This window comes from Janthinobacterium tructae (genome assembly GCF_006517255.1).
Lineage (GTDB): Bacteria > Pseudomonadota > Gammaproteobacteria > Burkholderiales > Burkholderiaceae_D > Janthinobacterium > Janthinobacterium tructae.
This window is the reverse complement of record NZ_CP041185.1, coordinates 2,156,855-2,172,567: the sequence shown is the minus strand read 5'-3', so window position 1 is coordinate 2,172,567 and position 15,713 is coordinate 2,156,855. Positions and strand designations below refer to the sequence as shown.

5 protein-coding genes and 1 pseudogene are annotated in these 15,713 nt (G+C 65.4%); 4 read left to right on the top strand and 2 right to left on the bottom strand.

The genetic code is table 11. The features are described 5' to 3' along the window. The first annotated feature begins 59 nt into the window (after positions 1–59). Positions 60–3,215 (top strand): NAD(P)-binding protein, encoded by a 3,156-nt coding sequence (locus FJQ89_RS09435; RefSeq protein WP_243136495.1) that lies wholly within the window; start codon positions 60–62, stop codon positions 3,213–3,215. Next, positions 3,212–4,123, top strand: coding sequence for an alpha/beta hydrolase (locus FJQ89_RS09430; protein WP_141169996.1), 912 nt, complete (start codon positions 3,212–3,214; stop codon positions 4,121–4,123). The genes FJQ89_RS09435 and FJQ89_RS09430 overlap by 4 nt, the downstream gene beginning before the upstream one ends. Here the strand turns inward: FJQ89_RS09430 and FJQ89_RS09425 are convergent. Beyond that, positions 4,108–6,999 carry a hybrid sensor histidine kinase/response regulator gene (locus FJQ89_RS09425; protein ID WP_243136494.1) on the bottom strand — a complete coding sequence of 964 codons (2,892 nt, stop codon included), beginning with the start codon at positions 6,997–6,999 and terminating at the stop codon, positions 4,108–4,110. The two genes, FJQ89_RS09430 and FJQ89_RS09425, sit on opposite strands and share 16 nt — an antisense overlap. Positions 7,000–7,155: 156 nt before the next feature. On the opposite strand from FJQ89_RS09425, the gene FJQ89_RS09420 reads away from it, so the two are divergent. After that, the gene (locus tag FJQ89_RS09420) at positions 7,156–7,785 is read left to right on the top strand and encodes a LysE family translocator (protein WP_141172719.1); all 630 of its coding nucleotides are present in this window, start codon (positions 7,156–7,158) and stop codon (positions 7,783–7,785) included. Here the strand turns inward: FJQ89_RS09420 and FJQ89_RS09415 are convergent. Then, a complete protein-coding gene (locus FJQ89_RS09415; protein WP_243136493.1) occupies positions 7,748–8,482 on the bottom strand; it encodes a YceI family protein in 735 nt (244 codons plus the stop codon). The genes FJQ89_RS09420 and FJQ89_RS09415 overlap by 38 nt on opposite strands. A gap of 464 nt (positions 8,483–8,946) precedes the next feature. Here FJQ89_RS09415 and FJQ89_RS28720 point away from each other — a divergent pair. Then, a pseudogene (locus tag FJQ89_RS28720) lies at positions 8,947–15,675 on the top strand (hypothetical protein); the annotation flags it as partial. Between the last annotated feature and the right edge of the window lie 38 nt (positions 15,676–15,713).

The following is a 15,713-nucleotide window of genomic DNA, read 5'->3' as shown; positions in this document are numbered from 1 at the left end:
GTTCTTTCTCAATACACTGTAGCAATCTTGTTTGTCTGAAACTTCACAGGGGCAGGGCAATGACGGCGCAACCTTCGGCAAGACCTTCGTATATCTATCAGGGCGGTTCGGTGATGATGCACTCGCCGCTGCAATTGAAACAGTCGGAAATGTTCGGCTATTTCGTCAGGGGCGACCTGGCCAGGCTGCAGGCCACCGTGAATACCACCTTGAACCAGGTGGCGGGCAAGCGCATGACCCTGAAAGCGCTGTCGCCGTACGTGATGCTGACGTTTACGCGCGTCAACCATGCGGACTCCGCCAATCCCGTCGACCAGGCCAAGGGCTGGATCACGGAAGTCGACATCGTCACCTGGATCATGGTGGGCCAGATGGATGCGGCAGGCAAGCTCGCGCATATCTATTGGTACCCGTGCCATATTTTCGTCGATGACGCCATGGCCCTGATCAACGGGCGCGAGCTGTTCGGGTATCCGAAATACCTGTGCGACTACGAGATTCCCGCCGCCGGCAGCGAGCCGCTGCGCTGTGCCGTCGCCGCCAAGGGTTTCCAGCATTTTTCGCCGGAAACGAAACTGGCGCTGCACCCGTTGCTGGAAGTCAACGCCACCGTGCGGACGGGGCAGCACAAACCCGTCAACAGTTTCCTGGAACTCATCGAGCAGGCCTTCCAGATTTTCCTCTCCATTCCCGATTTCTTCGACATGGACCAGGCCGGCTGGGCCGACATCCTGTCGCTGTTGCGCAAGCCCCGCATCGACCAGATATTCCTCAAGCAGTTCCCCGACAGCGCCGGCGTGAAAGCCGTGTACCAGGCCCTGGTGGCAGCGCCGGCCGAAATCAACAGCCTGCACAGCGCGCGCCTGCTCGGCTACGAGTATGAATGCACCCTGCACGCCTTCGACAGCTTTCCGCTGGAGCAGACCCTGGGCTTGCAGCTGGGGCCACAGGCGGCGATATTGCCGTTCCATGTGAACTTCGACTTCACGGCCATGCCGGGCGAGGAGCTGGTCGACAATTCGCAGATCGCACCGGAAAAGATCGCCATCCTCGGTGGCGGCGTGGCGGCCATGACGGCGGCATATTATTTGACGAGCCAGCCGGGCTGGCAAAACCAGCATGCCATCACCGTCTACCAGCTGGGCTGGCGCCTGGGCGGCAAGGGTGCCAGCGGCCGCAATGCGCAGCTTGGCCAGCGCATCGAGGAACACGGCCTGCACATCTGGTTCGGCTTTTACGCCAACGCCTTCAAGATGATCAAGGAAGCGTATGCGAGCCTGGAACGCCCGCCCGGCGCACCGCTGGCCACCTGGCGCGACGCTTTCAAGCAGCACGATTACGTGGCCCTGGCGGAAGACGTCAAGGGCCAGTGGCGCAACTGGTCGATCGTCTTTCCCACCTTGCCGGGCGAGCCGGGCGAGGGCGGCGAAGACATCACCCTGTGGCAGATGGCCATCGCCATGGTGGGCTGGATCGAGCAGTGGCTGCGCCAGATCCGCCTGGTGGCGGACGCCGACGCGCGCATAGAGCGTGCCAGTGCCAGCGCCAGCGCCTCGCCGGGAGAGGGCGTGTGGCCGGGCTGGCTGCGCCGCCTGGCCGACGAAGTGGTGGGGCAGGCCGATGAACTGGGGCTCGACGTGGGCCTGTCTGTCGGCGCCCTGGCGGCGCTGGTGGCCGACCTGGCGCCGGACTCCTCGCGCCACGACCAGGCGCGCCACCAGCTGCTGGCTAGCACCCTGAACGGCATCCGCGCCTGGCTGCGCCTGCGCTATCGCGGCCTGATCGATGGCGACGATGAATTGCGCCGCCTGTTCACCTGCCTCGACCTGGGCATCACGGTCATGAAGGGCATGTTCGAGGATGGCGTGTTCAAGCACGGCTTTGACGTCATCAACGACATCGATTTCCGTGCCTGGCTGAAAAAACACGGCGGCGACGAGCGGTTCAGCGTCAATTCGGCGCCCGTGCGCGGTTTTTATGACCTGGTGTTTGCCTACGAGGGCGGCGATTTTGCGAAACCGAACATCGAGGCAGGGACGCTGTTGCGGGCGATGGCGCGCATCGGTCTGGCCTACAAGGGCGGCATCATGTTCAAGATGCAGGCCGGCATGGGCGACACGATTTTTACGCCGCTGTACGAGGTGCTGAAAAAAAGGGGCGTGGAATTCAAATTCTTCCAGCGCGTGGAAGAGCTGGTGCCGGGCGCGGGCGACATCGACAGCATCCGCATCACGCAGCAGGTGCAATTGAAGGACCCTGCCGCCGGCTACGCGCCGCTGGTGGATGTGAAAGGCCTGGCTTGCTGGCCCAGCACGCCCGATTACGCACAGATCGAGCCGGCCCAGGCAGCGCTGCTGCAAGCGCAGGACGTCAACCTGGAATCGTACTGGAGCGACTGGCCGCAGCAGTACCAGCAGGCGTTCGGCCGCCAGCTCCCCGCCACGGTCTTGAAGAAGGGCGTCGACTTTGACAAGGTGGTGTTCGGCATTTCCATCGGCTCGCTGCCCGCCCTGTGCCCGCAACTGCTGGCGCAAAGCCCGGCCCTGCAGCTGGCGGCCGAGAAGGTGCAAACCGTGGCCACGCAGGCCTATCAGGTGTGGCTGAACAAAAACCTGGCGCAGATGGGCTGGACCACGCAGCCGAAAGGGCAGCAACCGGTGCTGTCGGCCTTCACGGAACCGTACGACACGTGGGCGCCGATGGAGCAGTTGCTGGCGCACGAAGACTGGCCGGCGGGGCTGGAGCCGAAAAACGTCTCGTATTTTTGCAGCGCCTTCCCCATCGACAGCTACCCGCCCGTCACCGACACGGGCTTTCCCGCCCGCTGCGCGGCCAGGGCGAAACAGGGCGCGCTGCACCAGCTGGAACGCGAGATCGGCGCACTGTGGCCAGAGGCGGGCGCGCCCGGCGCGTTTCCGTGGCAATGGCTGGTCGACGCGAAAGCCGGCACGGGGCCGGCGCGCTTCGACAGCCAGTACTGGCGCGCCAACGTCGACCCGTCGGAGCGCTACGTGATGTCGGTGGTGAACAGCACGCAGTACCGGCTGGCCACCGACCAGTCGGGCTTCAGTAACCTGTTCCTGACGGGCGACTGGATCAGGACGGGCCTCAACGCGGGCTGCGTGGAAGCGGCCGTGATGGCGGGCATGCAGACCTCGCGCGCCATGACGGGCTATCCGGCCGTGATCCAGGGCGAGACGGATTTCCAGGCATGAAACGCCTGATACTGCTGTGTCTTGTCCTGCTCCACCTGCACGCGGTTGCCGCGCCGGCCGGCGCGCTTCTGCTATGGTCCGGTGCGCCGCCCGGCGGCGCGGCGCCTGGCCCGCAGCGCGACAGCGCCAGGGGTTCCATCACGCAAGTCGATCAGCCTTACCTGCTCGTGCACCTCCCTGCGCGTCCGAACGGCACGGCCATCCTGTTGATCAGTGGCGGCGGCTATGCGCATATCGAGGCGGGCAAGGAAAGCGGCCCGGCCGCCGCCTGGTTGCAGGCGCAGGGCATTACCGCGTTTGAACTCGTGTACCGCCTGCCGCAGGAGGGCGGCGGGGTGGCCGCACCTTTCCAGGATGGCCAGCGCGCCATGCGCGTGATCCGTGCGCGCGCGACCGAGTGGGGCATCGACCCGGCGCGCATCGGCATGCTGGGTTTTTCCGCCGGCGCGCACCTGGCCGGCATGACGGCTGTCCAGCCGGACGCCGCGCGTTATGCGCCCGTCGATGCGATCGATGGGGCATCCGCGCGGCCCGACTTTGCCGTGCTGCTGTACCCCGTGCTGACCATGCAGCGGCCATTCGACACGACGCATGCGAAGCAGCAGCTGCTGGGAATCCACCCCACGCAGGCGGCGCGCGATGCGCTGTCGGTGGAATTGCAGGTCGATGCGCGCACGCCGGCCATGTTCATCGCGCAGGCACTCGATGACCCGGTTGCGCCGCCCGAGAACAGTCTATTGATGGCCGCGGCCCTGCGCCGCGCGGGCGTGCCCGTCGAGCTGCACCAGTTCCGGAGCGGCGGCCATGGCTGGGGCCTCGGCAAACCGGGCAGCGAGCCGGCTGCGTGGCCGCAACTGTTGCTGGCTTGGCTGCGATCGCATGGCTGGATGGTTCAAGCTCCGGGCTGAGTTTCCAGGTCGCGCCGCGCCACGTCCAGCGCGTCTTTCAGCTGCGGCAGGAACTGTTCGACGTTCTCCAGCTGGCCGTTCGAGGCCAGGGTTTCCATCTGGTGGCATAGGCCGTGCAGGGTGGGGCGGCTCAGGTAGCCGGCGCTGCCTTTCAAGGCGTGGAAGGCGGCCGCGGCCGCGCTGGCGTTGCCATCGCGCACGGCGTGGCAGGCCAGGTCCAGGCGCCGCGGCGCTTCCATCAGGAACGCTTGCGCGATGCGCTGCAAGTGCTGCGGCGACAGGCCTGCCAGCGGCACAATGTGCACGGGCGCCGTCATGGGATCGGCCGGCGCGGATGGCTCGTCTTCGGCGTCGTCCAGGCCGAACTGGCGCGCCAGGGGCTCGTCCCCGGAGGGCACAGCCGGCGGCAGGGCGTGGCCGCGCGCCAGCAGCAGATCGATGATGGCGTCGATTTTTTCAAATAGCAGCGCTTCGTCGACGGGTTTGCTGAGGAAGTCGTCCATGCCGGCAGCCAGGTAGCGTTGCCGGTCATGTTCGCTGGCGTTGGCCGTCAGCGCGAGGATGGGGATGTGCGCGTCGGAAATGGGGAATTGCGCGTTGCCGCCGTCGCGGATCAGGCGCGCGGCCTGTTCGCCATCCATCAGCGGCATGCGGCCATCCATCAGCACGCAGTCGTAGGCGCCCGTGCCCAGCGCGCGCAGCGCCTGTTCGCCGTTTTCCACGATGGTCACCTCATGGCCCATGCTTTCGAGCAGGGTGCCGATGATGATCTGGTTGGTGCGCACGTCTTCGGCGCACAGGATACGCAGGCGGCAGGCATGGCGCGCCTGGTGCGTGGGCCGGCGCGCGTCGGCCGCCGGCGCGCTGCCGTCATGCAGCGGCAGGGTGAAATGGAAGCGCGAACCGATGCCGACCCGGCTTTCCACGCCGATGCTGCCTTGCATCAGTTCGACCAATTCCTTGCAGATGGCCAGGCCCAGTCCCGTGCCGCCATAGCGGCGCGTGGTGGAGTGGTCGGCTTGCTCGAATTTCTGGAACAAACGCGGCAAGGTGTCCGCGTCGATGCCGGGGCCCGTGTCGCTGATGATGAAGTCGATCTCGCTGCTGCCATCGCGGCGCGGCGGCGTGCGGGCGCGCCGCACTTCCAGCAGCACTTCGCCATTGGCCGTGAATTTCAGTGCGTTGCCCAGCAGGTTGATGAGGATTTGCCGCAGGCGCGTGGGATCGGCGCGCACGTAGCGCGGCAGGTCCAGCGCCAGTTCGCGGCGCAGCAGCAGGCTCTTGGCGTCGGCCTGGCCCTGCACGATGCCGGCCGCGTCGCCGATCAGCGCCAGCAGGTCGAAGTCCACCGTTTCCAGGGTCAGCTTGCCCGCGTCGATCTTCGAGAAATCGAGGATGTCGTTGAGAATGGTCAAGAGCGACACGCCATTGTGCAGGCCGATGCGCAGGTATTCCTGCGTGCGGCCCTTGACGGACTGGTCGCGCAGGGCGAATTTCAGCATGCCGATCACGCCGGCCAGCGGCGTGCGGATGTCGTGGCTCATGGCGGACAGAAAATCGATGCGGTGGCGGCTGACCACTTCCGCGTGCTCCTTGGCCTTCAGCAGGGCGTCGTTGCTGAGGGTCAGGGCCAGGGTACGCTCCTGCACGCGCTGTTCCAGGTTGTTGCGCAGCAGGCGGATCTGGTCAGCCAGGGCAAAGGCCAGCAGCAAGCCGTCGAGCGTGCCGCCGAGCAGGGTCACCAGCTGGGCGTTGGCCACCATGGCCGGCATCAGGCCCAGATTGGCCGGCAGGATCAGGAAGCCGGGCAGCATCAGAGCGACGAAGGCCAGTACGAAGAAGCGCGCCGGCTGGTAGCCGCGGCTCCAGACGACGATGCCGCAGATCAGTGCCAGCAGCATCCAGATGCTGATGACGATGGTGGCCAGGGTGTGCGCATACGACAGGGCGACGAAGCAGCTGGGCAAGAGCAGCAGGGGCAGCACCAGGTTGACTTTGCTGAGGTGGTACAGCAAGGGCGAGTAGTCGCGCAGGCGCAGGAAATGCATGTAAAACAGGGTGCTGAAGACGGGCAGCAGGAAGAACGGCACGTAATGTAGCTGCAGCTGGTGCCAGTCGAACAGGTCGGCAAAGACGTGGAAAGTCATGGCCCAGGCCAGGCCATACGTCAGCACGTACAGCGCGTAATAGGCCGAGGCTTTGTCCCGGGTGATGGAAAAGATGAAGAAATTGAACAGGCCCAGCGCCAGCAGGGCGCCGATGGACGCCACCATCAGGAAGTTTTCCTTGCCCACCAGCTTGCGGTAGTCTTGCTGCGTCCTCACGCCGAACTGGGGCGCGCGCGCGTAGTAGGGGCTGGAAAAGCGGATCAGGATGTCATACGTGGCGCCCGGCGCCAGCTGTACGTTCCTGCCGTAGTGCAGCAAATACTCGTGCGGACGCTGGTAGCCCGTCAGCAAGGTGTGCGGCGCCGCTTGCGGTGCGGGGCCATACACGTGCAGGTCGACCAGGTCGATCAGGGTGTCGTTCGGGTCGATGACCCAGGCCGCGACGCTGCTGTCGTTGCGCACCTGCGCATGCAGCCAGTAGGCGCCGCCGAACAGGTCGACCCGTTCGGCCGGGCGCTGGCGCGCCAGCCAGGCGGGCAGGGCGGCCGCATCGGCAGGCGCGGCTTCATTTCCGGCGAAAAACAGTTGCCCGCCGCTGCCCAGGTGCGCGATGCCTTGCTTGCTCAGCGACAAGGGAGCCGCCTGCGCCGCGCCCGCCAGGCCCAGCAGACCGAACAGCAGGCCGAACAGGAGCGGCCAGCCGCATAGCCAGGCGCTGACGCGGGAGCTGGAAGCGCGGTGGCGGGACGGGGGCGGGTGGACTGGCATCAATGAGTGTGGTGATGGTTGCGCGGGACTGGTGGCAACGCCCTTGGCTATGGATGGCTCATTTTAATCGACTCTCGGTGGCATAAGGACAATTTCATGTCCTGCCGGCATGGCGCCCGCTCCGGTATCATGGCGCCTTTTGTCCGCGAGATATTCATGCTCAGTCCCGACCAGTTCCTGGCCTTCCTGGCCGCCGCCGTTTTGATCACCGCCAGTCCCGGCCCCGACAACCTGATGGTGCTGGGTGTGGGCATGTCGCGCGGGCGCCGCCAGGGCATGGCATTCGGCCTGGGCTGCGCCCTTGGCTGCCTCACGCACACGGTGCTGGCGACCATCGGCGTGTCGGCCCTGCTGGCCGCCTCGCCCACGGCATTTACGGCGCTGAAAGTGGCTGGCGGCCTGTATCTGGTGTGGCTGGGCATCGGCGCCTTGCGCAGCCGTGGCGGCGCCAGAGTCGATGGCGCGGGCGCCTTGCCCGACGAGTCCTTGCTGCGCCTGTTCGGCAAAGGACTGTTTGCCAACAGTATCAATCCGAAAGTCGTACTGTTTTTTCTCTCGTTCTTGCCGCAGTTTATCGTCGCTGGCCAGGGCAATGCCAGCTGGCAGACGGCGCAGCTTGGCCTGGTCTTTACGGCCCAGGCTTGCGTGCTGTTCGGCCTGCTCGGTTATTTTTCCGGCGCCGTCGGCCTGTGGCTCAATCGCCGCCCGCGCGCCGGCCTGTGGCTGGACCGCGTGGCCGGCACCATCTTCATCGGCCTGGGCTTGCGCCTGATCCTGGCGCGCTGAGTTCTTGCCGGGCGGTAATGCGAAACGCCAGTTCCATCTGGTCCTGCACGGCCATGGCGCCGCCCAGGATGGCGAACGGCACGATGCCGAAGTCGCTCTGTTTCAGCAGCAGGCTGCCGCTGGCCTGCAGGCCGCGCCCATCGGCCGCTTGCTCGACCCGCACCGGCAGCTGCACTGTGCGCGTCACGCCATGCAGCGTGATGTCGGCCTCAAACACCTCGTTGTCGCTCGTGCGCCGGGCCTCGATGCTGACCCACGGATAACGCTCGGCGTCGAGCACGCGCACCAGCATGTTGTGGCGCGTGCCGGCGATGGCGTCGGCCGACGGCGTCGTCGTCAGGCCGGCCGCCTGGCGCAAGCCCTCTTCATCCACACTCATCTGGTCGAGCCGGAACTGGAATTGCGCGCGTCCCGGCGCGGGCGTCACCACGCCCTGCAAGGTACGGCTGGCGATCACGTGGTCATGTCCCAGGCGGGCCAGCGCGCCGCCGCGCCGCACGGTGATCGTCAGCAGGGATTCCTGCGCGACGATGTCCAGCACGCGCATGCCCGGCTGTTGCCACAGCGGCAGCTGCATGGCTTGCGCCGCTACTGGCGCGGCTGGCTGCGAGGCGGCCGGCGGCGGGGCGAACGGGGTGCAGGCCGCGAGCACGGCGCAGGCGCAGGCCAGCAGCGCGCGGCGATGGGCATGTGGCATCAATGAGGACTCCTGGCAAAGGGATGGCAACGGTCGTGGTGCAGGGCGCAATGGGGAGATAGTAAGCGATCCTGCCATCGGCGCGATAGACGGTACGCGCGAAGGCAGTGCTTGGTATTAACAGCAGGCGCTTGAGAGTGAATGGGGGGCGGCGCAGAACTCAATTGCAGGGCTGCCGACCGTGGAAAGAAAATGCATATTGAAATAATTAGTGAAAATTTTCATTAATAGTTTCTTTTGAAAAACAAACTACGCATTTGATAGTTATGTATGTTTATATAAATGATAATTTAAATGCTGTGTCGAATTGATAAGTATGCTGCAGAAAATAGAATGTCGCCTTGGATACCTGATTAATTTGATGAATGTGTTGCGAAATATCAACAAGATAATTTAATTTTTTTGTTGGAAACAAAAAAAATCACCGTTGTCGTACGCTTGAACTGTTACTTGTTCATATAATCATGACAATCAAATGTCATTTTTACATGCATCTGCTTCATGCAGCAGAACATTTCATAGCGAACAATATGATAAAAACACTACAGGAAACGGCAGGCCGTTCCGGCCGTCATGCAGCTTTTTCGTCCGCCGGGCGCTACATCAGGATGCTGACCTCGATGGCCTGGAGCACCCGCCGGCCCCGTCTTTCCAAGTCCCATATTGTGCCGCTGGCGCTGGCTGCCTTGCTGCTGGGCGCTGCCGCACCGGCTACTGCACAGGTGCTGTGGGAGGATTACCGCGGCATTTCGCGGGTGCCGGCCAGCCCCGCCGCGCCCAATTACGACAACAGCTTCAACGCGGGCAGCACGGCCCGGCTCGGCAGTCTGGCGGCACTGGCCGCCAACCCCGCCGCCAACGCGGCGCGCACGGGTACCTCGGCGCAGCTGGACTGGGCCAATGGCACGGCCGCCAATCCGGGGCAGTTATGTAACTTCGATACGCAGCAAACGTCGGCTGCCTGCCGGGCCTGGATCATGGGCCGCGTGATGTACACGCTGGTGGTGTTTCCGCAGGCGGGCAATTACAAATTCAGCGTCTCGCACGATGACGACGTGAAGGTCGATTTCTCGACCCAGTATTCGACCAATTACCGCAATACCGTGTACAACGTGGCCGTGGGCAGCGTGGCCGAGTATTCGAATAATGAAACGGATTTCCAGAATTTGGCCGGCAATTTCAATAGCGCCACGCCTGGCGGCTGTTATCTTGCCCGCGTCTTGTGGAACAACGTGGGTGGCATCAATTATTTGCACATGCGCTGGACGCGTCCTGACAATGTGACGGAAATTATTCCCGCTGCGCAGTTGCGCGACCCCAGCCTGGCCAGTTCCTATGCCGATTGCACGAATAGCAAGACCGACCTGGCCGTCGGCAAGGTGGGCCCGGCGCAGTTTTCCGTCGGCAAGCCATTGAGCTATACCCTGAAAGTGTGGAACCGCGGCCCGGCCCTCAGCACGGGCGCTACCTTCAACGATGTGTTGCCTGCCAGCTTGAGTAACGTCAGCTGGACTTGCGCCGCCAGCGGCAGCGCTTCCTGCGGCACGAAAACCTCGGGCTCGGGCAGCAACAGCGTCGGCATTACCATGGGCAACCTTCCCGTGAATGCGGCCGTCAGCAACCCCACCACGGGTTCTTATCTGACGGTGACGATCACGGCCACGCCGGGCGACGCCGCCAGCATCGTGAATACGGCCAATGTGACCGTCTCGCCCAACGAAACGGACAGCGATCTCAGCAACAACAGCAGCAGCACCACGGCCACGGTCAGGACGAATACCTTGACGGTGCTCAAGGCGCTGGCGCCCGTCAGCGACAGCGGCCTGTTCATCATGAATGCCAACGGCACGGCCGGCGCGCAGGGTGGCAACGGCGCCACGGCCAGCGCGGTGGTGCGCGTGGGCAACCTTGCAACGTTAGCGGAAAACGCGGGCACGGGCACTAACCTGGTGCAATACCAGAGCAGTTACAGTTGTGTGCGTACGGATACGGCCGCCGTCATCGGATCCGGCGCGGGCAACGCAGGCAACTTCACGATGCCCGAGGCGCCCGTCACGTGTACCATCAGCAACCGTCGCCTGCAGGCCGACATGCAAGCCGTCACCACGGTGCCGGCCGGCCCCTACAATGCTGGCTCCCCCGTGACGGTGACGGGCGTGTGCACGAACAATGGCCCGGACAACGCGGCCGCGCCCACCTGCTTGATGAGCGGCTTGCCAGCCGGCGCCACGGCCAGCTGCAGCGTCCCCGTGTCTCCTTTCATTCCAGGCTCGCGCATCAATTGCACTTCCACCTTCAACCTTCCCGCCAGCGGCAGCGTGACGATCACCACCACGGCCGGCTCGACCACGCTCGATCCCATCCCCGCGAATAACGTCGACAGCGATACGCTGGGCATCGTCAGCCCGCTGGTGCGCGTGCAAAAGAGCGTCGACAAGAGCAGTGCCTTCGTTGGCGACACCGTGCAATGGACCTTGACGGCGAACAATACCGGCACGGGTGCCACGGCGGCGGCGCTGACCCTCGCCGATACCTTGCCGGCCAACCTGGCCAGCATCGTCGTCACGCCCACGGCGCCCGCCATCTGCGCGCCGCTGGCCGGCAATACGCTCACCTGCACGGTAGGCGCCGGCCTGGCGCCGGGCGCCAGTGCCCAGGTCAGCATCACTGGCGTGCCGACGGCAGCCGGCAATTTCGTCAACAGCGTGGCACCGTCGGGCGGCAATGGCGCCAGCTGCGCCACGCCGGCCTCCTGCCAGACCACCACCGTGGTCAGCAAGGCGCTGGTGGACGTCACCACCACCCTGAACGGCTTTCCCGGTTCGACGAATGCGGGCGATGCCATCAGCGGCACGGTCACCTACCGCAACTTGGGACCGGGCACAGCCGAAAACGTGACGTACACGCTGCAGTTGCCGCCAGGCTTGACGGGCGTCTCCGTGGGCGGCGTGACGGGCGTGTACAACGCGGGCACAGGCGTCATCACGCTGTCTGGCCTGCCGCCGAATCTGGCGGCAGGGCAGGGCGTCACCTTTAATCTCAGCTACACGCAGCCCGCCTCGAACAGCTCGTTTGTCACCAGCGTGGTTGGCACTTCCTCCGTCGAAGTTGCCAATGACTTGCCGAATACGGCCACCGTGATGGTGCCGGGGCCGAACGTGCGCGTCACCAAGGTGGCCGACAAGCTGACGGCCAACGTGGGCGAGAACATTACGTGGACCATCACAGTCAGCAATACGGGCAATATCGCCAACCAGGGTCTCGTGAGCCTGGCCGATTTGCTGCCGCCCAACCTGGTGGTGACGAACGTGGTGGCCGCACCCGGCGTGACGTGCCCGCCGCTGGCCAGCTGGGTGGCGTCGAGCACCCAGACCTGCACCATCGCCGCCGGCCAGCTGGCCGCCATCAACGGCAGCCGCACCATTGTCATCACGGCGCACGCCACGGCGGGCGGCAGCCTGGCGAACCGCATCATGCCGAGCGGACCCGATAATCCGTCCTGCGCCACGGCGGAAGATTGCCGCACGGTCAGCTCGATCACCAGCCCCAAGGTGGCGGTGACGAAAACCGTTGACCATGCCAGCATCAATATCGGCGCCAGCCTGACCTGGAGCGTCACGGCGACGAACAGTGGCGATGGCGTGAGCACTGCGCCCATCACCCTGACCGATACCTTGCCGGCCAACCTGGCAGGCCTGAACGTGGCGCTGGTCGGCAGCGCCACCTGTGCCGTACCGGTAGGCAATATCCTCACCTGCACGGTGCCGGCCGGCCTGGCCGCGAACGGCGGCGTCGCCGGCTTCACCGTCACGGCCCAGCCTTCCGCGGCGGGCACGTATGCCAATAGCGTCGTGCCATCCGGCGCCGACAACCCTGCCTGCGTCACGCCTGCAGGCTGCGCTACCACCAGCACGGTGACCAGCCCCAGCGTGGCTGTAACGAAAGGCGTCGACAGAACCACCGTCAACCTCGGCGACACCATCACATGGACACTGAAAGCCATCAACAGCGGCAGCGGCCCGACGAATGGCCCGATTACCCTGACGGACAGCTTGCCCGCCAACGTGGGCGCGCTGCAGATCCTGCCCGTGGCGCCCACCAGTTGCGGCGTGCCTGTGGGCACGACGCTGACGTGCACCGTGCCGCCAGGACTGGGCAGCGGCATGCAGGCAACAGTGCTCCTCAAGGCCGTGGCGAATGCGCCCGGCACGGTGGCCAACAGCCTCGTGCCGAGTGGCGTCGACAATCCCGCGTGCGCCACGCCGGCCGTTTGCCAGACTACCACCACCGTCACCAGCCCGAACCTGGCGGTGAAGAAGACCGTCGACAAGGCCAGCATCAACGTGGGCGACACGCTTACGTGGACTTTGACGGTGAGCAATAGCGGGACGGGTGCCAGCACGGGCATCGTCACGCTGGCCGACACCTTGCCGGCCGGCCTGGCAAACGTTGTCGTCAGCCCGCAGGCACCGGCCACTTGCGCGCCTGTGGCGGGCCAGAACCTGACGTGCAGCGTACCGGCCGGCCTGGCCGCTGGCGCTTCCGTCAAGGTGTTCGTGAGCGCCACGGCCACCTTGGCTGGCGCCGCCGTCAACAGCGTGCTGCCATCGGGGCCCGACAATCCCGCCTGCGTGCTGCCGGGCGATTGCGGCACCACCACCACGGTGGTCAAGCTGCTGGTCGATGTCACCACCACCCTGAACAATTTCCCGCCGAATACCGGGGCGGGCGACATGATTTCCGGTACCGTCACCTACGCCAACGTGGGGCCAGGCCCGGCCGAAGGCGTGACATACACCTTGCAGCTGACGCCGGGTCTGAGCAACGTCGCGTTGACGGGCGCCGTGGGCAGCTACAATTCCGCCACGGGCGTCGTGATCCTCAGCGGCTTGCCCGCAGGTCTGGCGTATGGCCAGAGCACCAGTTTCAATGTCAGCTACACGCAGCCGGCCGACAACCTGTCGACGGTGACGTCGAGCGTCGCCACCACCTCGGTGGAAGTGGCGAACGACTTGCCGAATACGGCCATGGCGACGGTGCCTGGCCCCATCATCCGCGTGACGAAACTGGCCGACAAGACGACGGCCAACGTGGGCGAGACGATTACCTGGACCATCACGGCCACGAACACGGGCAGCCTGGCCAACCTGGGCGCGGTGACTCTGACCGATATCCTGCCCGCCAATGTGGCGGTGCTGTCGGTCACGCCGGGCGCCGGCGTCAGCTGTCCGCCGCTGGCCAGCTGGCTGGCCAACAGCGCGCAAGCGTGTACCGTCGCGGCCGGCCAGTTGGCCGCCGTGAATGGCAGCCGCAGCATCATCATCACGGCCAGGGGCTCGGCCGGCGGCAGCCTGGGCAATAAAGTGCTGCCGAGCGGACCCGACAATCCCGCCTGCGCCCAGGCCGCTTCCTGTCAGACCAGCACCACCATCTTCAGCCCGCAAGTAGCCGTGCATAAAAGCGTCGACAAGAGCAGTATCAACGTGGGCGACGCGTTGACGTGGACGCTTGCCGTGGCCAATACGGGCACGGGCGCAACCACGGGCATCATCACCCTGACCGACACCTTGCCGGCCAACCTGAGCCTGGGGCAAGTGTTGCCCGCGTCGCCAGCCACGTGCGCGGTGCCAAGCGGCAACCAACTGCTGTGTTCCATTCCCGCCGGCATGGCGGCAGGCAGCACGCTGAATATCGTCGTCAAGGGCGTGGCCAATGCGGCCGGCGCCTACGTCAATACCGTCGTGCCAAGCGGCCCCGATAATCCGCTCTGCCTGCGGCCCGCCGATTGCAGCACCACCAGCACGGTCGTGAAACTGCTGGTCGACGTGACCACCACCCTGAACGGTTTTCCTGGCAGCACGCATGCGGGCGATACGATCGCCGGAACGGTCAATTTCAGCAATATCGGCCCCGGCCCGGCCGAAGGCGTGACCTACAGCCTGCAACTGGCGCCGGGCCTGGCTGGCGTGAGCGTCAACGGCGTGGCGGGCAGCTACAACGCCGGCTCCGGCCTGCTGACGCTCAGCGGCGTGCCGGCCACCCTGGCACAGGGGCAGGGTTTCAGCTTCCAGCTCAGCTACATCCAGCCGGCCAGCAACCTGTCAACCGTGGTCAGCCGCATTGCCACGACGTCGGCGGAAGTGCCGAACGACCAGCCCAACGTGGCGACCGTCACCATGCCCGGCTCGATTATTCGCGTCAGCAAGACGGCCAACAAGGCCGTGGCGAATGTCGGCGAGGAAATCATCTGGACGATCACGGCCAACAACACGGGCAGTTTGGCCAACCAGGGCGCCGTCATTTTGACGGACTTGCTGCCACCCAATATCGTCGTGACGAATGTGGCACCAGACGGTGGCGTCAACTGTCCGCCGCTGGCCAGCTGGGTGGCCAACAGCAGCCAGAGCTGTAGTGTGGCCATCGGCCAGTTGGCGGCCGGCAATGGCCAGCGCAAGATCGTGCTGACCGGCAAGGCCAGCGCGGGCGGCACCTTGGCCAACCAGGTCATGCCGAGCGGCCCGGACAATCCAGCCTGCTTCCAGGCCAGCAGCTGCCAGACGCAGACCACCATTACCAGTCCCAGCCTGGCGCTGAGCAAGAGTGTCGACAAGCTGGCGCTGAATATCGGCGACAGCCTGACGTGGACGGTCACCTTGGCCAATAGCGGCACGGGGCCCAGCACGGCCATCGCCACCATCACCGATACCTTGCCGGCCGGCCTGGCAAATATCGTCGTCACGCCCGCCGCGCCCGTCACCTGCGCGCCGCTGGCCGGCAATGTCCTCACGTGCACCTTGCCCGCTGGCCTGGCCGCAGGCGGCAACGCCACGCTGCAAGTGACCGCGCGCGCCGCCGTGGCCGGCAGTCTCGTCAATGGCGTCAGCGCCAGCGGCACGGATAACCCGACTTGCCTGCAGGCGGGCGATTGCAGCACCACCAGCACCGTCAGTGCGCCCTTGCTGAACGCCAGCAAGAGCGTCGACAAGACGGCGGCCAATGTGGGCGATACCCTGACGTGGACCTTGACCTTGCGCAATAGTGGCAGCGGTCCCAGCACAGCCATCGCCAGCCTGACCGATACCTTGCCTGCAGGCCTGGCGAATGTGCTGGTCACGCCGACGGCGCCCGTCACCTGCGCTGCGCCGGCCGGCGATGTTGTGAGCTGCAGCGTGCCGGCCGGCCTGGCCGCCGGCGCCAGCGCCAGCGTCAAGCTGAGCGCCACGGCTACCCT